This is a genomic window from Halomonas sp. ML-15 (genome assembly GCF_014779595.1).
Classification (GTDB): Bacteria; Pseudomonadota; Gammaproteobacteria; order Pseudomonadales; family Halomonadaceae; genus Franzmannia.
The window spans coordinates 64,538-84,364 of the sequence record NZ_JACXZT010000017.1; the positions used below are offsets into that span (position 1 = coordinate 64,538).

Below are 19,827 nucleotides of genomic sequence, written 5' to 3' on the forward strand. Positions count from 1 at the left end.
TTGAGTCATATATCGTTGGCGCTCGCTCAAGCGTCCATGGCCTGGCGCATCTCGCCCAGTACCGCCTTGAGCTGAGGCGCGATAGCGGCCGGATTGTCGGCGTTTTCGGCAATCCGATTGACCAGCGCAGAACCGACGATCACGCCGTCGGCGACCTGGGCCACCGCCGCCGCCGAGGCGCCATCGCGGATGCCAAAGCCGACGCACAGCGGCAGCGTGGTCATCTCGCGCAGCGGCGCCAGGTGGCTGGCCACGTCCTCGGCGTTGAGACTGGCGGAGCCGGTCACGCCCTTGAGCGACACATAGTACAGATAGCCTTCGCCATGGGCGCATATTGTAGCGGCCCGGGCGTTGGAGGTGGTAGGCGCGACCAGGAAGATCGACGCCAGCCCGAATGACTTGAGTACCGGGCCGAACTCATCGGCCTCTTCCGGCGGCATGTCAACGGTCAGCACGCCGTCGACGCCAGCGGCGCTGGCGGCATCGGCGAAGGCTTCATAGCCGATCCGCTCGACCGGATTGAGGTAGCCCATCAATACCACCGGCGTGGTGGTATCGGTCTGGCGGAACTCGCGCACCATGTCGAACATGTCGACCAGCCGAGTGCCCTTGAGCAGTGCCCGCTCGCAGGCTTTCTGGATCACCGGACCATCGGCCATGGGGTCCGAGAACGGCACCCCGAGTTCGATGATATCGGCACCGGCCTCGACCAGGGCGTGCATGAAGCCCACGGTATGCTCGGGGCCCGGATCACCGGCAGTGATGTAGGGAATCAGGGCCTTTCGGCCCTGCGCCTTGAGCTCGGCGAAGCGTTGATCAATACGGTTCATCGCGGGTCCTTAGAATTCAATGCCGTCGAGCTTGGCCACCGTCATGATGTCCTTGTCACCGCGACCGGAGAGGTTGATCACGATGTGCTGGTCGGGGCGCATGGTCGGTGCCAGCACCTTGGCATGGGCCAGAGCGTGGGCCGACTCCAGAGCCGGCATGATGCCTTCCATATGGGTCAGCTCGCGGAACGCCTCGAGCACCTGCTGGTCGTTGGCGGTCACGTAGTTGACGCGCCCCACGTCTTTCCACAGCGCATGCTCGGGGCCTACGCCCGGATAGTCGAGACCGGCGGAAATCGAGTGGGTGTCGGAGACCTGGCCGGCCTCGTCGGACATCAGGTAGGTGCGGTTACCGTGCAGTACACCGCGCGGCGCATTGGAGGCCAGCGGCGCGGCGTGGCGGCCGGTCTCGACGCCGTCACCACCGGCCTCGACGCCATACATGACCACCTCGTCATCCTCGACGAACGGATAGAACAGCCCAATGGCGTTGGAGCCACCGCCGACGCAGGCGATCAGCGCATCCGGCAGCCGACCGATCTGCTCCAGCGACTGGCGGCGCGCTTCGCGGCCGGCCACCGAGTTGAAGTCGCGCACCAGCAGCGGATAGGGGTGCGGGCCAGCCACGGTGCCGATGATGTAGAAGGTGTCGTCGACGTTGGTCACCCAGTCGCGCAGCGCTTCGTTCATGGCGTCCTTGAGGGTGCGGGTGCCGGACTCTACCGGAATCACCTTGGCGCCCAGCAGGTGCATGCGATAGACGTTGAGCTTCTGGCGCTGAACGTCTTCGGCGCCCATATAGACCTCACACTGCAGGCCTAGCCGCGCCGCCACGGTGGCGGTCGCCACGCCGTGCTGGCCGGCGCCGGTCTCGGCGATGACCCGCGGCTTGCCGCTCTTCTTGGCCAGCAGCGCCTGGCCGACGGTGTTGTTGACCTTGTGCGCGCCGGTGTGATTCAAGTCCTCGCGCTTGAGCCAGATCTGCGCACCGCCCAGTGAGTCCGACCAGCGTTTGGCATGATACAGCGGCGATGGCCGCCCCACGTAGTGGGCTAGATCATGGTCGAATTCGGCCTGGAACTCGGGGTCGTCGCGTAGCGCGGCGTAGCTCTTCTCGAGTTCATCCAGGGCGAAGCTCAACGTTTCCGAAACGAACCGGCCGCCGTAGGGGCCGAAATGGCCGCGCGCATCGGGCAGTCGGGTCAGGTCGCTGAACTTGGTCACGAAAGACACCTCACAGGGTCGCTTGAGCGGATTGGAGATTTAGCCAGAAAGTTCATGGCTGAGCCCCATCGACTCGATGGCTCAGGCACGAACGAGCACGGCAAATCGGCCCATGAGGATATCAGGTTTTGGCGGTGTTGCAGAGCATGATACGCGGCGGGACGGACATCTCTGGCCTTTGGCCACAGCAACGCTGCGCAGCCAGGAACGGCCGCTGACGGGAGTTGGGAGTGTTGACCTGTCAGGCAGATAACGGCACACGACACCTGAGCAGGTCAATAGCCTGGCGTCAGCAGTGGTGCACTAGCGCAGCTCGGGCGTCACGCTGCCTGGCTCCAGACCCGGAATGGGTTGATCATCGCGCTGCTCGGTGAGGTCTGCGACGCGGCCCCACTGCTTGAGCTGAGGCGGATGGTACTCGATGCGCGGAGAGGCTTCATTGATCTGGGACTGCTCTTGACTCGCCATGGATATCACCGTTCAGGTAGGCACGTTATGCGACACTTTGTAAATCTATCACACCAATTGGTTACATTCCAATCTCATAATTCCAATAACCACTCTCGTTCGTACTTACGAAAAACAAAGCTCGATGGACTGAGAAGCCATCGAGCCAAATCCAGCCCAGCGGGCTGGCACCACTAATCATCACTCGAAGGTGATGCCGCCCGGGAAGACACTGCCATTCTCGGAACCTACCTGCTTACCCGGCTTGTTATAGCCGATGTCTCCAGGGCCTCCGGAATTGCCGAGCTGGGTCATGTCGGAAACGCTGCCCCACTGCGCCAACTGGGGAGGCGCATAGCCAAGGCGCTTGCCATTCATTCGTTCTACGTCATTGCCCATTGCCATCGCTCCTGCGCAAAGTATCTGCTTGCCGTGCCGATTGGCACAACATCAAGTTACTCCAAGAAACAAAATGAAACAATATGAGCAGCGGGTGGTTTTTGCCATCCTGGGATATCAGATGCTCTCAGCTCTGCGGCTATCCCCAGCACGACTACCAGTGCTGCCGAAGCCACAGCTCAAGGGAAAGCATCGGCCATAGATCGACGTCGTTACGCTCGCCAGCGAGCAGGCTCTCGCACTGCTGCCGCAGAACCCGCTCATCAACAAAGCCCATCGCCGCACAGCGGCTATCAGTGACGAGATCCCGCACGGTGTCGCTCGCCTCTTCTCGCAAGGCATGCAGATAGAGGGGTTCTGGCGTGACTTTGCGGGCCGCATGAATCGCCTCATCTGGCATGATGTCATGCATGGAGCGCTTGGCGAGCCGTTTGAACTGGCGCGGCCGCGTCACGATATGTTGCGGACATGACAGCACGAACTCAAGCACTCGCCTATCGCTCCAAGGGTCAATAAAATCAAGACCATAACGTGCACAAAGCCGCTCACTGAACTGCACGACACGAGAAGCCAGCGGGGAATTGACCAGAGCATACCGTTGCCGCGCCGCAACGCCCGGCCACTGCTCGGCAGTGACTTCCTGGGGATCTCTGCGCGGCAGCCCTGCCCGACTGAGGAACTCCCTGCTGACGTAGCTGGCTGACCGCCGTGAGGCCCACCCCGGCGCAGAGTGGCGATTGAGCCCTTGCGCAGCATAGTGACGCCCGAGACTCAATAGGCGTTGGCTCAGCACGCCGGCGCGTCGCGGAAACAGATCAGAGATTGCCGGACTCAAGACGTACTCGAACAGCGTGGCCAGCCGCGACGTGCCATACATGCGCGAGAGACGCGCCAGCTCTCGGCGCGACTCGGCGTAGAGCCCATCGCGCAGCATCCCATTAATGTCGAATACCGCTTCGCCGCTCATCAGGTCGCCGCGAAAGCCAAACATCATGGCGCTTGCACCATCGTCCGCCGCTGCAGATATCGCACGATGCATATAGGCATGATAGATCGACATGTAAGGATCATCTCGATGGGGCCGATAAGCGTCGGGATTCACCAGGGGATAGGTCTCTTCGGCAGCAATTTCATGCACCGGGATCGCATAGCGCCCAGCCACTTTATGAATGTTGTCACGTTCATCGCACTCGGGAAAACGCGTGAAGGCCCAACTGTAGGCCTTGATAGCCGCCACGTCCTCGCCTCGCTGGGCCAACCAACCAGCCAGCGATGCTGCCGTAGATGAATCCATGCCGCCGCTCAGGCTGATCCCCATGAACGACTTGGTAACGAGTCGATCGCGCATGACATCGGCCATGAGCTCGCGAAAATGCTCATCGTAGTCACGTACGTCTGCATAGTGCAGGCGCCTGGCGGGATCGGGTTTCCAGAAATAGCGGCGCGATACCCTACCCGACATGCTGATTGTCACTTCTTCGGCTTGCCTTACCTCTTCCATTCCTTGATAGAAGGTGCGGCCTCCCGGAACCTGCATATCCGTGAAATAGTGCGCCACGGTCTTCTCATCGACTCGTGCCGAACCAACACTCACTGCGAGCAGCTGACTGATCTCGGTGGCAAACAGCACCCGATTGGGTTCCACGCGGTAATAGAGGGAGCGCATCCCCATGGCGTCTCTTGCCAGCGTCAACTGGCTACGGCGCTGGTCCCAGAAAGCAAAGGCAAAATCGCCCAGCAGACTTGCAGCAGCCTGCTCTGGGTTAGCCAACAGCTGCTGCAGAATCACCTCAGCATCGCTGCTTCCCTCAACTACCGGTGGGGAGAGCTGCCGACGGTTATCGATTCTCGCAGTCGCCGCCAGCATGATACCGGCTTGCAGATCTATCAGCGGCAGGCACCTCCCCCTCCCTGCCCGCAGTGTTTCAAGTGACAGACAAGCAAACCCCACGGCACCTTCCTGAAGGTAGGTGACGCCGTCTCGGCCGCGGCACCCCGCGGGTGACACCATCGCCTCCAGCTCTGCGCGGGCGACGGCCGCACCGTCAAAACGCACGATGCCGCAAATGCCACTCATACTCGGCCTCCTCGTTCAGGGTGGGTCACGGACGAGGATGACCTGATGGTCGACCAGTTGAGTCAAGAAGGCCTTCAGGTCCTCCAATAGACTGTCGGCATCGACGCGATAGCGTGCCAACAGGGCCTCATGAGTCGCCTCGAGCGAGCCACTGCCCATGAGGTGACGCCACATATCTGCCGCTACGCCGGCCAAGCTGAACACCGGAATCGAACTGTCAGCACCCAAGGGCAGTCGAGCGAGGACTACCTCATCCCCATTATCCAGCCATAGCAAGCGTTGCGACGGGAGCAGCGGTCCTGTCCCAGAATGCTCCAGGATCGACCACCGGGATCGCATCATATTCATGGCTTGGGCAGCTACCCGCCGCTTGATGCTCAAATCAGGCGGCAATATGTTCCATCCAGCGGAAAAGCCCTGGATGCGTTCGTCCCAATAGCGTGTTTGAGGCTCACACCAGGCAAAGGCCAGATACTCGGTAATCCCCACCCAATAACCATGCCCGCCCAGAAGCTGCTTGCGCCTGTCACGCCATGTCGGGTAATCGTCGCCATAGCGTGCCGGGCCAATATCCTCCAGATCCTCAGCACTCAGGCAGGATACTACCCGTGACTCCCGCGCCTCGATATTCCGGCATAACGCCGGCACCGAGAACAGAGGACAGAAGATGACGCTTTCATGCTCGAGCCGCTGTAGCGTCTGCTGGAAGCGAACCCCCGACAGCGCGCAGTCATCGACGATGATGAGCAGGTCATCCGGGCTGCAGGGAGGAGAGTCGATGCCAACCAGTTGCCTGGGACACAGCTCTAGGTAGTAAGACAGCATCCCCAAGATGACCCAACCGCCACGCGGAATAGCGGAAAAATATGCCTTGGCAATACACTCCGGGCCAAGCTCAGCTTTCAACTTTTCGGCCAAACGCTCCACTGCTCGCTCGGCATCGACATAGTCAACATAGCGATGCCGAGTCAGCCCTTCGCGCAAATGGATAGCGAGATCTTCCAACCGTGCGAGCTGGAAATCAGTGAAATTTCCAAACACGCCCAACATGACGTCGGGCTCTACGCGCCCCACGAGATGCGCTTCGGGCATCTCTTCCCACAACGGGTTGGCACAGATTGCTTCCATCAAGGAAGCCAGGGAGGCTTGCGGGCTGTCCTGGCGGGTAAAGGACATGACGCGTTCAGCCGGGATAGTGCCGCTGAGCAGCACCACCAACCCATGGCCGGTACGGGTCATGTGTCAGACACCTTAAATCCCTGGTAGTCGATCAGGGCCTACCGCGGCCTTGGCCGCCACCACCGCCACTAGTATTGGCGGGAGTAAAAACGCTGCCATTTTCAGACCCCACCTGATTACCACCAGGGTTGAAGCCGATATCACCGGCGCCACCAGATCCTCCGAGCTGTGTGAGATCGGCAACGCTGCCCCACTGCTTGAGCCGTGGGGCGCTGTATTCGAGACGCGCAGTATGCTCTACACCAACGTCATGCAAGCCTTTCATCGATAGCTCCTAGTATGGAGTGGACTGCTAAAACTTTTTTATGGCTTCACTCGACCAAAGATACACACATTTACATAAAAGTGACAAGCAAAGCCGGATCATCCGGCTTTACTGTTGTAGATAATTCTGATTTTCCTTCTGTCGAGCTATCAATACGCCCTCTTCGTCAAGCGCTCATCTACCGCCATGACGCTGCGTAGAAAGCCACTCATCAACTCGGCCTGCTTGATGCCTGGCGACGACTCGACGCCTCCCGAGACATCCACCGCGAACGGTCGTACCGCACTGATGGCCGCCGCGATATTGGCGACCGTCAGACCACCTGCGAGGATAATAGGCTTTGCCAGGTCTGCGGGGATCCGCGACCAGTCGAACGTCTCGCCGGTGCCCCCTGGCACGCCGGGTTTATAGGCATCGAGCAGCAGCGCACGAGCGCCGACATAGTCCGCCGCAGCGGCATGCAGGTCGATACCGTCGCGCATGCGCAGCGCCTTGATCCAGGGGCGCGGTGCCGCCGCGCAAAAGGTTGGCGACTCATCACCGTGGAACTGCAAAAGGTCCAGATGCGGCGCGCAGTCGGCAATGGCCTCCGCTGACTGGTCGACGAACAGGCCCACCCGGGTCACGAAGGCGGGTACCCGTGCGCTGAGCGCGGCCAGCTGTTCGAGATCCACGGCACGCTTGCTGCCCGGCCACAGCACAAAACCCAACGCATCGGCGCCAGACGCCACCGCGGCATCGACGTCCTCGACACGGGTCAGGCCACAGACCTTGACTCGGGTACGACGCTGCTGGTTCATGGCGACTCCCCTTCCGGTGTCGGGGCGGCGACCTTGGCGGGCTTGCCACGATACTTGGGCAGCGAAGGATGCCCCTCATCCTCGGCCAGCGGTTGACCACGGCGATAGCGCACCAGCGGCGAGTCGGGCAAGTCGCGCTCGCCGGTCCACTCGCCGAGAAAGGCCAGCAGGTTGGGGCCAAGTGGCTCGCGTGGCAGGGCGTACTGCGGATCGTAGATCGAGTCGACGAAGTGCAGCCCGCAGCCCGGCGCCGTGGCACTGGCCTGGGTGCGGTCGCGCAGCGACAGCAGCGTGGCAATGTACTCTTCAGGCTTGGAACCGCGCCCCACATCGACCAGCGCGCCAACGATGTTGCGGATCATGTGATGGACGAAGGCGTTGGCCTGCACGTCGACCACCACCAGCGAGCCGTGGCGATGCACTTCAATGAAATGCAGGTGACGCCAAGCAGTTTTCGACTGGCAGCCGGCGGCGCGAAAACTCGAAAAGTCGCGCTCACCGACCAGTACCTGAGCCGCGCGATGCATGGCATCAGCGTCCAGCGGGTCGCGACACCAGGTGGCGTTGGCGCGCTCCAGTACCGGACGGCTGGGCTGATTGAGGATCACATAGCGATAGCGACGTGCCAGGGCCAGAAAACGCGCGTGAAAGTCGTCGGCCACCGGCACCAGCCAGCGGATGGCGATATCCCGCGGCAGGTTGGCGTTGGCACCGAACACCCAGGCCTTCTGCGAGCGCGACACCGGCGGGTCGAAGTGGATCACCTGGCGAGTGGCATGCACACCACTGTCGGTGCGGCCGCTGCAGTGCACGGTGACCGGTTGATTGGCCACCCGCGCCAGGGCCTGCTCGACTTCGTACTGCACCGAGGAGGCATGCTTGAGGCGCTGCCAGCCACAGTAGGCGGTGCCGTCGTACTCGACGGCGGCGGCCAGGCGGCCAGTCAGGCGGGTCTTTTCGTCCAGGCGTTGAAACAGAGGCATCGGTTCGTCAGCGGCTCGTCGGGGTCAGCGCGCCGCAGAGCCGCGCGCATCACAGGTCGTGTTGGGCAATCAGCTGCCGCGCCTCGGCCTCCAGCTGGTCATCTCCTCGGGCCTCGGCCAGCGCCTGATCGAGCAGCGAGCGAGCCGCTTGCGGCTGGCCCTGATCGAGGCGCTGGCGGGCCGCATCGAGTAGCGACTGGGGCGAGTCGGCGGCAGGACCCTTATTATCCAGATGCAGCGGCTCGAACGCCACCTCCTCGACCTCCCACTCCTCCTCGGCGGGCCGTGCCGCAGGAGACTCGGGCAATACCGGCTCACTCGGCTCGAACTCAACGCTGGGCTGCATGGGCGTCTCTTCGCGCGGCGGCGCCGAGGGCTCTAGCGTCGGTGGGCGATAGTCGATCACGCGCGGCGTCTCGGCACCGCCGGATGCCGCAGGGGGCGGCGAGACGGGCTCAGGCTCAGGCTCGGGCTCAGGCTCAGGCTCAGGCTCGGGCTCAGGCTCAGGCTCAGGCTCGGGCTCAGGCTCAGGCTCAGGCTCAGGCTCAGGCTCAGGCTCAGGCTCAGGCTCAGGCTCAGGCTCAGCAGAATGATCATTCGGGGTAGCGGCTTCGGGCAACACGCCGTCATGAACCTGCTGACGTCGCGCCATCAGGCGCTCGACATCGACCTGCACGGCCGGCTCATCGACACCGCGCAGGGTATCGGCCTCGCGCTGTGCCGCGCCCCAGTCACCCTGCTCAACGTGGACGGTAAGCAGCTTGAGGCGTAGATCGTGCCGCTCGGGCTGTTCATCGAGGCTTGCCTCGAGCAGCTCGCGGGCCTGATCGTAACGGCCATAGGCCATGAAGATATCGGCTTCGCTTATGGCCTCGGCCTGGGGCATCGGCCGCGTGACGGGCGGCTCTGCGTGTGGGACGCCATCCGACGACGCAGCACTCGTGCGCTGCGCCTCAGGCGCAGTGGCCTGAACATGGCTCGGCGCATAGATGCTCGGCATCACTGCCGCACCGTCAACATAACGCTGCCCTGCCCGCGGCGCGCTACCGCTTTCGCGCCGACGGCGCACCAGCGCCCATAGCGCCAGCAATGCCGCCAAGGCCAACCCGGCCACGGTCAAGCTGCCGTCACGTACCTGCTGCCATAGCGCCCCCCACCAGGGCTCGGGCTCAGGCGCGGGACTTGCCGCCGGTGGCGTCACTCCGCCGGCGCCAGCCGCCTCATCTGGCGTGCCGTCGCCGACGCTGAGCTGCGCCAGCTGCTCGCGCATGGCAGCGAGTTCGTCGCGCATGTCGCGCATCTCCTGCTGCAGCTGGTCGCGTTCGTTCTCGACGTTGCGCAACGCCTGCTGGCTTGCCAGCAGCTCGGCTTCCACGCGCATCAGACGTTCATCCTGGTCGGCGCTTTCAGCGGAGGCCACGCCAGCAGCCGACGCATCGTCGCCTCCCTGCCCCGTTTCGCCATCACCGGAGGAGACCGGGGCGGCCACCTCAGCCGCCTCGGCCAGCGCCAGCTCATCTGCGTCACCATTCTCCTGCTCAGCGGCCAGCTCTTCATCACTCAGCAGGGTCAGGCGCGGCGCTTCTACTGCGTCGTCGGCGCCCTCTTCGCTATCAGCAAGCTCGGTGGCGGCCACCTCAGCAGCCGCATCAGAATCGGGCTCGGCCTGATCAACCGCAGCGGTGGACTCGACCTCAGTACCGGCGGGAGTAGCCTCAGCAGCCGGCCCGGACAGCGCACTCGCCGCTACCGCCGCGCCGCCATCGCTCTGGCGCACCGCCCAGGCCTGATTCTGGGTCTGCACCAGGGCGCTTGATTCACTGGGCGAGCGCCGCGTGATCGCCTCACGAGACGGTACATTGAGGGTCACCCCAGCGCGCATCGAGTTGATATTGCCGGAAGGGAAGACCTCGGGATTGGCTTCGACCAGCGCCAGCATCATCTGATTGATATCGATGTCGCTGCCGGGACGCAGCCGCGAGGCTACCGACCACAGGGTGTCACCACTGCGCACCTCTGAAGGGTCGGCACTACGGCTAGCCGCTTGCGGCACAGAAGGAGTAGTAGACGCGGCAGGAGACGGCGGCGAGGAAGGCACCAATGTCGGCGCAGCTGTGCCGGCGGAGGACCCGACCACCAGCACCGGGCTGTCTTCGTAGCCTGGAGGATCGAACAACAGCGTCACCTGGCGCAAAACACGCCCATCCGGCCAGTCGATATCCAGCAATAGATCGAGGAAGGGATCCCGCACCGGCTGCTCGGAGCGCATGGCGACGACCAGCTCACCGCCCTGGCGCTCGATGCTGAAGTCGATGCCACGTGCCAGCAGTTCGCGACTCAGGCCAGCCTGCTCGAACGCCGACTCGTCGGCCAGCGACACCCGCATGCGCCGGGGATCTACGCCCTCCACATCATTGAGCGGCAGGGTCGCCCGCAGCGGCGCATTGAGGCGCGAATGCACTTCCGCCTCCCCCAGCCCGAGTGCCAGCAGCGGCATGCTGGTCGCTGCGGTAAGCGACAGTGCAGTGACCAGTGGGAGCTTGCGGTTCATTCTTATGTGTGCCCCTGCGACCTGATGATACCGTGGCTTGAAAGCATCGTTTTTATCTCAGCAGAAAGCATCAGGGGAGGTCTGACAAGCCTGTTCATTCAACGTATGTCCGTTTGCCTCCCGCTGACAAGACGACGCCTCCGCGAAGGGAGGCGTCGTGACGGTCACGGCGTGGCGCGACGCCTACTGCTCGCGCAGGATCTTTAACATGCGCTTGAGCGGTTCGGCGGCGCCCCACAGCAGCTGGTCGCCGACGCTGAAGGCAGACAGGTACTCACCGCCCATGGCCAGCTTGCGCAGGCGGCCTACCGGGACGCTGAGTGTGCCGGTGGCGGCAGCCGGCGTCAGGCCGTCATTGCTGGCATCCTTGTCGTTGGGGATCACCTTGACCCACTCGTTGTGCTTGGCCAGGCGCTCCTCAATCTCGTCCAGCGGCACATTCTTCTTGAGCTTGATCGTAAACGCCTGGCTATGGGAGCGCATGGCGCCGATGCGCACGCATAGGCCGTCGATGGGGATCGGGTTGTTGTCGAGCCCGAGGATCTTGTTGGTCTCCACGCTGCCCTTCCACTCTTCGCGGCTCTGGCCGTTGTCGAGCTTGGTGTCGATCCACGGCAGCAGGCTGCCGGCCAGCGGTGCGCCGAAGTTGTCGGTCGGGAAATCCCCCGAGCGCATCGCCGCGGTAACCTTGCGGTCGATATCGAGGATCGCGCTGGAGGGATCGGCCAGCTCATCGGCAACGCTGTCGCGCAGGGCGCCCATCTGGTTGAGCAGCTCGCGCATGTGCTTGGCACCGGAGCCGGAGGCCGCCTGATAGGTCATCGAGGTCATCCACTCGACCATGTCTGCCTCGAACAGGCCACCAAGGCCCATCAGCATCAGGCTGACGGTGCAGTTGCCGCCGACGAAGGTCTTGGCGCCCTTGGCCAGTTGGGCGTCGATCACACCGCGGTTGACCGGGTCGAGCACGATGGTGGCCTCATCGGCCATACGCAGGGTGCTGGCGGCGTCGATCCAGTAGCCTTTCCAGCCCGCCTGGCGCAAGTCCTGGTAGACCTCCTTGGTGTAGTCGCCGCCCTGGCAGGTGACCACTACGTCGAGCGCCTTGAGCTCATTCTGATCGAAGGCGTCCTTGAGCGGAGGCACGTCAACGCCGATGTCGGGGCCGGGCTTGCCGACCTGGGAGGTGGTAAAGAACACCGGCTCGATGCCGTTGAAATCCCCATCCTCAACCATGCGCTGCATGAGCACGGAGCCCACCATGCCGCGCCATCCGACGAAACCGACTTTCAACATGTGAAGTCCTCCTGAAATCAAATATGGCCAATATTATACATGAAGCGTATCTAGCTCGCAGCGGCGGAAGCGGCCTATAGCCCCTCGAATGCCGCCAGCACCGCGTCGCCCATCTCGCTGGTGGAGACTTGTTGGGTGCCAGGGTAGGCGATATCGGCAGTGCGCAGGCCGTCGTCGAGGACCTTGCCCACCGCCGCTTCGATGCGCTCGGCCAGCGCCGGCTCGTCCAGCGAGTAGCGCAGCATCATCGCCACCGAGAGGATCGTCGCCAGCGGGTTGGCGATATTCTGCCCGGCGATATCCGGAGCGCTACCGTGGCACGGCTCGTACATGCCCTGCCCGCTCTGATTGAGCGACGCCGAGGGCAGCATGCCGATGGAGCCGGTGAGCATCGCCGCAGCGTCCGAGAGGATATCGCCGAACATGTTGCCGGTGACGATCACGTCGAACTGCTTGGGCGCGCGCACCAGCTGCATGGCGGCGTTGTCGACGTACATATGCGACAGCTCGACGTCGGGATACTCCGGCGCCAGCCGCTCCATGACCTCGCGCCACAGGATGGTGACTTCCAGCACGTTGGCCTTGTCGACGCTGCACAGCTTCTTGCCGCGCTTCTGCGCCATCTCGAAGGCGACCCGGCCGATACGCTCGATCTCGCTCTCGGAGTAGACGTAGGTGTTGAAACCGACCCGTTCGCCGTCGCGCACTTCGATGCCGCGGGGCTGGCCAAAGTAGATGCCGCCGGTAAGCTCGCGCACGATCATGATATCGAGCCCCGAGACCACCTCGGGCTTGAGGCTGGAGGCCTCGGCGAGCTGCGGGTAGAGAATCGCCGGGCGCAAGTTGCCGAACAGGCCGAGGTTCTTGCGCAGGCCGAGCAGGCCCTTCTCGGGGCGCTTGCTGAGATCCTCTATGGTGTCCCATTTGGGGCCGCCTACGGCGCCGAGCAGGATCGCCCGGGCGCCCTCGGCCTTGGCCAGGGTCTCGGCGGGCAGTGGCTCGCCATGGGCATCGTAGGCAGCGCCACCGACCAGCGCTTCCTCGACCTCGACGTCCAGGCCGCGGGCCTGGCAGGCGGCCAGCACGCGGCTGGCCTGGGCGGTGATTTCCGGGCCGATACCGTCGCCCGGGAGAACCAGAATCTTGCGTGTCATGTCGCTCTCAATCCTTGTAATGCCACGTAGCCATTGGTGGGTGTTATCTGATCCAACGGCGGATATGAATGCTTTATGCCGGCGTCGGTGGCAGCGAGGCTGATCCGGCGGCAGGCCTACGAGGAGGCGCTGTGAACCCATCCCTGGGCGCTACCTTGCGCCATCCATGGCGCAAACCTCCTCTTTGGCCTGCCCCCGGCGCCTCGCGTGCGACCTAGTGCAGCCTTCAGGCCGGAGCCTTGTCGCGGAACAGCCACGGCCGGTTGACGCGGTGTTTGGCTTCGAAGTCGCGAATCGCATCCTCGTCCTGCAGCGTAAGGCCGATATCGTCGAGGCCGTTGAGCAGGCAGTGCTTGCGGAACTCATCCACCTCGAACTCGATGATCTCGCCTTCCGGCGTGGTAACCCGCTGATGCTCGAGATCGACGTCGAGACGATAGCCTTCGTTGTCCTCCACCGCCTTGAACAGCCGATCCACGGTCTCTTCGTCGAGGGGCACCAGCAGGATGCCGTTCTTGAAGGCGTTGTTGTAGAAGATATCGGCGAAGCTCGGGGCGATCACCACCCGGAAGCCGAAGTCCTCCAGCGCCCAGGGCGCGTGCTCGCGGGAGCTGCCGCAGCCGAAGTTACGCCGCGCCAGCAGCACGCTGGCGCCTTGATAGCGCGGCTGATTGAGCACGAAGTCGGGGTTGAGGGGGCGCTGGCTGGCGTCCTGACCCGGGTATCCCTCATCGAGGTAGCGCAGCTCGTCGAACAGATTGACGCCGAAGCCGGTGCGCTTGATCGACTTGAGAAACTGCTTGGGAATGATCAGGTCGGTATCGACGTTGGCGCGGTCCAGCGGCGCTACCAGGCCCTGCTCTCGTTCGAACTTTCTCATTTCTCAGGCCTCCTGGGCAGCGGGTTGAGCATCGAGCTGGCGCACGTCGACAAAGTGGCCGGCAATCGCCGCCGCCGCGGCCATCGCCGGGCTGACCAGGTGGGTGCGACCGCCATAGCCCTGACGCCCCTCGAAGTTGCGGTTCGAGGTCGAGGCGCAGTGCTCGCCGGCACCCAGCTTGTCGGCGTTCATCGCCAGGCACATCGAGCAGCCCGGTTCGCGCCACTCGAAGCCAGCCTCGGTAAAGATCTTGTCGAGCCCCTCGGCCTCGGCCTGGCGCTTCACCAGCCCCGAGCCCGGGACCACCATGGCCAGTTGGATGGTACTGGCGACCTTCTTGCCCTTGGCGACCTTGGCCGCCTCGCGCAGATCTTCGATACGCGAGTTGGTGCAGGAGCCGATAAAGACCTTGTCGAGACGGATATCGGTAATCTTCTGCTTGGGCGTCAGGCCCATGTACTCCAGCGCCCGGGTGTAGCTGCGCTTGACGGTATCGTCGCTAGCACTGGACGGATCCGGCACTTCACCAGAGATCCCGGTGACCATTTCCGGGCTGGTGCCCCAGCTGACCTGCGGCTCGATGGTGGCGGCGTCGATCTCCACCACCTTGTCGAAGGCGGCATCGGCGTCGGAGACCAGGCCACGCCAGTCGGCCACGGCGGCCTCCCACTGCTCGCCGCTCGGCGCGTAGGGGCGATTGGCGAGATATTCGATAGTGGTGTCGTCGACGGCAATCAGACCGACGCGTGCACCGGCCTCGATGGCCATGTTGCAGACCGTCATGCGGCCTTCCATTGAGAGGCTGCGAATCGCGCTGCCGGCAAACTCGATGGCGTAGCCGGTGCCGCCGGCGGTGCCGATGTTGCCGATGATTGCCAGGACCACGTCCTTGGCGGTGACGCCGATGCCCAGTTCGCCCTCGACGCGCACCTGCATGTTCTTCATCTTTTGCGCCAGCAGGCACTGGGTGGCCAGCACGTGCTCCACCTCGGAGGTGCCGATGCCATGGGCCAGGGCCGCGAAGGCGCCGTGGGTGGCGGTGTGGGAGTCGCCGCAGACCACGGTCATGCCGGGCAGTGTCGCGCCCTGCTCCGGCCCGACCACGTGCACGATGCCCTGGCGTGCGTCGTTGATCTTGAACTCTTCGATGCCGAAGGCGGCGCAGTTGTCATCCAGGGTCTGAACCTGAATCAGCGACACCGGGTCCTTGATGCCGGCGTTACCCTCGGCACGCTCGATCACCGTGGTCGGCACGTTGTGATCGGGGGTGGCGAGGTTGGCGTCCAGCCGCCATGGCTTGCGGTTCGCCAGGCGCAGGCCCTCGAAGGCCTGGGGCGAGGTCACTTCGTGAAGCAGCTGACGATCGATGTAGATCAAGGCGGTGCCGTCGTCGCGCTCCTTGACCAGGTGCTGCGACCACAGCTTGTCGTAAAGGGTCTGGCCTGCCATATCGTTCTCCCGGGCTCTGGGGCCCTGTTCTCATCTGCTCGGTCTTGGATGATGTCACTCAAGTGCCGTTCTAGTCTCGCGGCTTGTCGGCGACAGGCCTGCGCCGCTATACGGTGGCGCTGAGGCTTGGCGCTTTTTCCTTACCAGCAGTGTCCTGCGGGTCGCTCATAAAATCAATTCATGTTATTCATACTTTGAATTCCCAAACGGAATACACGAGACGCCCATGGATACCCAGAGCCTACAGGCTTTCCTGGCGGTGGCCGATCACGGCTCCTTCTCACTGGCCGGCGAGCAGCTGCACCTGACCCAGCCGGCGGTGAGCAAGCGCATTGCCAGCCTCGAGGACCAGATCGGCGCTCGGTTGTTCGACCGCATCAACCGCCGAGTATCGCTGACCGAGGCGGGCCATCTGCTGCTGCCGCGGGCGCGACAGATCCTGGTGATGGTCGACGACAGTCGCCGCGCGCTCTCTAACCTGAGTGGCGACGTAGCCGGAAGCCTGACCATGGGCACCAGCCACCATATTGGTCTGCATCGCCTGCCGCCGCTGCTCAAGCGCTATACCCGCGCCCACCCCGGGGTGCGCCTGGATATGCGCTTCCTCGACTCCGAGCAGGCCTACCAGGAGGTACTCGACGGCGGACTGGAAATTGCCGTGGTAACCCTGGCGCCGGTGCCCGACCCGCAGCTGACGGTGGTGCCAGTATGGGTCGACCGGCTGCGCTTCGTATGCGCCCCCGACCACCCTCTGGCGCAGGGCGCGACGCCGCCGCTGACGGCACTCTCGGCCCACGACGCCGTGCTGCCCGGGCCACAGACCTTCACCCGCGGCATCGTGGTCGACACCTTCGCCCGCGACGGCCTCGCTGTAAAAGTAGCCCTCTCCACCAACTACCTGGAGACACTCAAGATGATGGTCAGCATCGGCCTGGGCTGGAGCGTGCTGCCGGAGTCCTTGATCGACGACAATCTGCACGTGCTGGATATCGAGCACCTCCCCATCGAGCGCCCGCTGGGCTATCTGGTCCATACCAGCCGCACCCTTTCCAACGCCGCGCGCTCGATGCTGGCATTGCTGGATAGCGAGCGCACGGCGCTCAGCCATGGCGACACAGACCGCACCTCGTGATGTCGCTTTTCATCAGATCATCGACACAGTCATGCAACTGTTTGCGGCATACATCTGATAAATAACGACAGAGATGCGTCTTAAAAGATCAATACGCTTTCGACGCAGCGTCGTAAAACCTCATGCCTCTTCGAGGTAGCGGCCTAGCCTTAGGGCTATCCCTGACCGCTACAGCATGAGGAGCCAGACCCATGACGGACCGGATTCCGATCCAGCAGTGGGACGAACAGTCCGCAGAGACGGCCGTTACCCTGCCTTCCCGCTACTTCCATGACGAGGCCATCTTCGCCGAGGAGCGCGAGCGAATCTTCATGCAGGCCTGGCACTTCGGCTGCCATGTCAACGAACTCGGCGAGGCGGGCGCCTTCGTGGTACGCGATATCTTCCAGCAGAGCGTGATTCTGATGCGTGACCGCCAGGGCGAGATCCACGCGTTCCACAACGTTTGTCAGCATCGTGGCAATCGCCTGCTGAGCGAGACCCGTGGCGTCAACAAGGGCGTGATTCGCTGCGCCTACCACTCCTGGTGCTATGGCCAGGACGGCGCCCTGCGCAGCGCCCCGCGCAGCGAGCGCCTGGCCGGCTTCGACAAGACGCAGCACACCATCCCGCCCGTGCGCATGGAGATCTTCGCCGACTGCGTGTTCTTCAACTTCGCCCCTGATGCGCCCTCGATGCAGACGCTGTTTCCCGGTGCCGACCAGGCCATGCGCGAGGCGATACCCGATCTCGACAAGATGCAGTTGGTCGAGGAGGACGATGTCATCGTCCCAGCCAACTGGAAGGTGATCATGGACAACTCCATCGAGGGCTATCACTTCCAGCTCTCGGGGCCTTGTCACGTCGACCTCGCCGCCCTGATCGACTTCGCCGGGTATCGGCTGCGTCAGTTCGACCACTGGTGGACCTACGGCGCGCCACCCAACCCCGACACCACCCAGGCCTACGGCAAGCCGTTGGCACGCCGCCCCGAGTCGGGCGACGGCTTCTTCAACATCGGCATCTGGCCGCACAACACCTTCTACCAGTTCCCGTTCACACAGTGCCTGGGCACCTTCATGATGATCCCGCTGGACAGCGAGCGCAGCCTGCTGCGCTTCGGCTACTACAGCGCCCAGCAGCCGATCTCCGAGGTTTCCCGGGCCAGCATCGAGTGGATGAGCAATGATCTGGGTCCGGAGGACATCGAGCTCAATGTCACCGTGCAACAGGGCCTGCACTCGCTGGGGTACAACCAGGGGCGCTACATGATCGATGCCGAGCGCAGCAACGAAAGTGAACACCTGGTGCACCACTTCCACCGCCTGGTATTTCGTGCCTTGCACCCCGAGGCGAGTCGCTTATGAGCGATACTGCTGACGGTGAGTTCCACGGCCGCCGTGTGCTGATCACCGGCGGTGCCCGCGGCATCGGCGCCGCCACCGCCGAGCTGCTGCTGAGGCGTGGTGCGAGAGTCGCCATCGGCGCACGCAGCGAGGCCTCGGTGGCGGCGTTCAACACAGGACGCGACACCCCGGCCCTGGCCGCGGTGGGCGAACTACGCGATCGCGAAAGTTGCCAGCGGGTCGTGGACAGCGCCTGCGAGCGGCTCGGCGGGCTCGACTGCCTGATCAACTGTGCCGGGGTATTCGAGGAAGTGGCCTTCGAAGCGGTCACTCAGCAGCACTGGGACGATACCTGTCAGATCAACGTTGCCGGCACTTTCTTCGCCATTCAGGCGGCGCTACCCGCGCTGGAGGCGAGTGGCGGCAACGTGGTCAACCTCGGCTCCGATGCCGGGCTGATCGGCTACCCCCCCAGCAGCGTCTACTCCGGCGCCAAGGCGGCAGTGGTCAACCTGACCCGCGCCCTGGCCCTGGAACTGGCCGGTCGCATCCGACTCAACTGCGTCTGCCCCGGCAACGTGGCCACCGAGATGATCGACCGCGCCGCACAGCGCAGTGTCGACCCTACCGCCTACCTGGCCAGCGCCCATGCCCGCGCCCCGATGGGGCGCATGGCAGAGCCTGGCGAGGTCGCAGAAGCGATTCTCTACCTCGCCTCGCCCCGGGCCAGCTTCACCCACGGCGCCATTCTCAGCGTCGACGGCGGCGGCGTGTGCGGCTTCTAACCACTCCCCTGCACGACAACCCTATAATACGAGGAGAACCCGACCATGCGTCATTCAGCACTGCCCACCCTCTTGTCCAGCTTGACCGCCGGCGCCCTGTTTCTGGCACCGCTCGCCGCCCAGGCCGAGACGATCCGATTCGCTACGCCTCAGTGGCCCGGGGCCACGGTCAAGTCCGAGGTCACCCGCCAGTTGGTCGAGTCCCTGGGCTATACGGCCACACTCCAGGAAGCCAGCTCCTCGATCATCCTTGGCGCTATGGCCAGTGGTGACCTGGATATCAACATGGCGCTATGGCGGCCCTCCCAGAGCGGCATGCTCGACCCACGCCTGGAGAGCGGAGAGCTGATCGAGCTGACCGAGAACATCGAAGACGCGCGCTTCCAGCTCGCAGTGCCAGGCTTCGTCTGGGAGGCCGGCGTGCGCTCGATGGCCGATCTGGCAGAACATGGCGAACGCTTCAGCCATACCTTCTACGGCATCGAGCCTGGCAACGTCGGCAACGAGCTGATGCAGGAGGCGATCGACGACGACACCTATGGGCTGAACGGTTGGCGGGTCGTGGCTTCCAGCGAGGCGGGCATGATGTCCCAGGTGGAAACCAGCATCACCGACGAGGAATGGATCGCCTTCCTCGGCTGGGAACCGCACTGGATGAACATCGACTTCGAGATCCGCTACCTGGAAGACCCGGAAAATCTGTGGGGCGATGCCAGTTCGGTCTCCACCGTGGTTGCCGCTGACTTCGTCGAGCGTCATCCCAACCTGACCCGTCTGCTGGAGCAGATCGTGCTGCCCATCGAGGTCCAGGATGCCTGGGTCTACGACTACAGCCGCCGCAACGTGCCCCTCGAAGAAGTGGCAAGCCAATGGCTCGCTGACAACCCCGACGTGGTGCTGGGCTGGCTCGAGGGCGTGACCAGCGCCGACGGCGAGCAGGATGCCGCCGATCGTTATCACGACACGTATTGAACCCATCACCGTGGCGAGA

General features: G+C 63.6%; 18 protein-coding genes. 4 read left to right on the forward strand and 14 right to left on the reverse strand.

Annotated features, from left to right (window positions below; genetic code table 11):
* Positions 1 to 26 precede the first annotated feature (26 nt).
* The 14 genes from trpA to leuC all read right to left on the reverse strand — a co-directional run bounded on the left by trpA (position 27) and on the right by leuC (position 15,594).
* Entirely contained in the window at positions 27 to 830 is an 804-nt protein-coding gene (gene trpA / locus IEI94_RS09900; protein WP_191167143.1) for a tryptophan synthase subunit alpha, read from the reverse strand.
* Positions 831 to 839: 9 nt separating this feature from the next.
* Complete coding sequence (gene trpB / locus IEI94_RS09905; protein ID WP_191167144.1) at positions 840 to 2,054, reverse strand: tryptophan synthase subunit beta; 1,215 nt, start codon at positions 2,052 to 2,054, stop codon at positions 840 to 842.
* Positions 2,055 to 2,357: 303 nt separating this feature from the next.
* Entirely contained in the window at positions 2,358 to 2,522 is a 165-nt protein-coding gene (locus tag IEI94_RS09910; protein ID WP_191167145.1) for a hypothetical protein, read from the reverse strand.
* Between the two features lie 180 nt (positions 2,523 to 2,702).
* Positions 2,703 to 2,900 carry a hypothetical protein gene (locus IEI94_RS09915; RefSeq protein WP_191167146.1) on the reverse strand — a complete coding sequence of 66 codons (198 nt, stop codon included), beginning with the start codon at positions 2,898 to 2,900 and terminating at the stop codon, positions 2,703 to 2,705.
* 154 nt (positions 2,901 to 3,054) lie between these two features.
* Positions 3,055 to 4,977 (reverse strand): asparagine synthetase B family protein, encoded by a 1,923-nt coding sequence (locus IEI94_RS09920; RefSeq protein ID WP_191167147.1) that lies wholly within the window; start codon positions 4,975 to 4,977, stop codon positions 3,055 to 3,057.
* Positions 4,978 to 4,992: 15 nt separating this feature from the next.
* Positions 4,993 to 6,216, reverse strand: coding sequence for a PqqD family protein (locus tag IEI94_RS09925; protein WP_191167148.1), 1,224 nt, complete (start codon positions 6,214 to 6,216; stop codon positions 4,993 to 4,995).
* Between the two features lie 31 nt (positions 6,217 to 6,247).
* The gene (locus IEI94_RS22950) at positions 6,248 to 6,481 is read right to left on the reverse strand and encodes a lasso RiPP family leader peptide-containing protein (protein ID WP_191167149.1); all 234 of its coding nucleotides are present in this window, start codon (positions 6,479 to 6,481) and stop codon (positions 6,248 to 6,250) included.
* 149 nt (positions 6,482 to 6,630) lie between these two features.
* A complete protein-coding gene (locus tag IEI94_RS09935) occupies positions 6,631 to 7,281 on the reverse strand; it encodes a phosphoribosylanthranilate isomerase (RefSeq protein ID WP_191167150.1) in 651 nt (216 codons plus the stop codon).
* Positions 7,278 to 8,264, reverse strand: coding sequence for a tRNA pseudouridine(38-40) synthase TruA (truA, locus tag IEI94_RS09940; RefSeq protein WP_191167151.1), 987 nt, complete (start codon positions 8,262 to 8,264; stop codon positions 7,278 to 7,280). The genes IEI94_RS09935 and truA overlap by 4 nt, the downstream gene beginning before the upstream one ends.
* A gap of 49 nt (positions 8,265 to 8,313) precedes the next feature.
* Entirely contained in the window at positions 8,314 to 10,815 is a 2,502-nt protein-coding gene (locus IEI94_RS09945; protein WP_191167152.1) for a FimV/HubP family polar landmark protein, read from the reverse strand.
* A 183-nt stretch (positions 10,816 to 10,998) separates the two neighbouring features.
* On the reverse strand, positions 10,999 to 12,111 hold the full coding sequence (gene asd, locus IEI94_RS09950) for an aspartate-semialdehyde dehydrogenase (RefSeq protein ID WP_191167153.1): 1,113 nt from the start codon (positions 12,109 to 12,111) through the stop codon (positions 10,999 to 11,001).
* Positions 12,112 to 12,185: 74 nt separating this feature from the next.
* Positions 12,186 to 13,265 carry a 3-isopropylmalate dehydrogenase gene (gene leuB, locus IEI94_RS09955; protein WP_191167154.1) on the reverse strand — a complete coding sequence of 360 codons (1,080 nt, stop codon included), beginning with the start codon at positions 13,263 to 13,265 and terminating at the stop codon, positions 12,186 to 12,188.
* A 226-nt stretch (positions 13,266 to 13,491) separates the two neighbouring features.
* Positions 13,492 to 14,145: a 3-isopropylmalate dehydratase small subunit gene (gene leuD, locus IEI94_RS09960; RefSeq protein WP_191167155.1), complete on the reverse strand. Its 654-nt coding sequence runs from the start codon at positions 14,143 to 14,145 to the stop codon at positions 13,492 to 13,494.
* A gap of 3 nt (positions 14,146 to 14,148) precedes the next feature.
* On the reverse strand, positions 14,149 to 15,594 hold the full coding sequence (gene leuC / locus IEI94_RS09965; protein ID WP_191167156.1) for a 3-isopropylmalate dehydratase large subunit: 1,446 nt from the start codon (positions 15,592 to 15,594) through the stop codon (positions 14,149 to 14,151).
* Positions 15,595 to 15,820: 226 nt separating this feature from the next.
* On the opposite strand from leuC, the gene IEI94_RS09970 reads away from it, so the two are divergent.
* The 4 genes from IEI94_RS09970 (at position 15,821) to IEI94_RS09985 (ending at position 19,808) form a co-directional block, all read left to right on the forward strand.
* Positions 15,821 to 16,726 (forward strand): LysR family transcriptional regulator, encoded by a 906-nt coding sequence (locus tag IEI94_RS09970; protein ID WP_191167157.1) that lies wholly within the window; start codon positions 15,821 to 15,823, stop codon positions 16,724 to 16,726.
* A gap of 191 nt (positions 16,727 to 16,917) precedes the next feature.
* Positions 16,918 to 18,072 (forward strand): aromatic ring-hydroxylating oxygenase subunit alpha, encoded by a 1,155-nt coding sequence (locus tag IEI94_RS09975; protein WP_191167158.1) that lies wholly within the window; start codon positions 16,918 to 16,920, stop codon positions 18,070 to 18,072.
* Positions 18,069 to 18,836, forward strand: coding sequence for an SDR family NAD(P)-dependent oxidoreductase (locus tag IEI94_RS09980; protein WP_191167159.1), 768 nt, complete (start codon positions 18,069 to 18,071; stop codon positions 18,834 to 18,836). Before IEI94_RS09975 ends, IEI94_RS09980 begins: the two co-directional genes overlap by 4 nt.
* A gap of 45 nt (positions 18,837 to 18,881) precedes the next feature.
* Complete coding sequence (locus tag IEI94_RS09985; RefSeq protein WP_191167160.1) at positions 18,882 to 19,808, forward strand: ABC transporter substrate-binding protein; 927 nt, start codon at positions 18,882 to 18,884, stop codon at positions 19,806 to 19,808.
* The last annotated feature ends 19 nt before the right edge of the window (positions 19,809 to 19,827 follow it).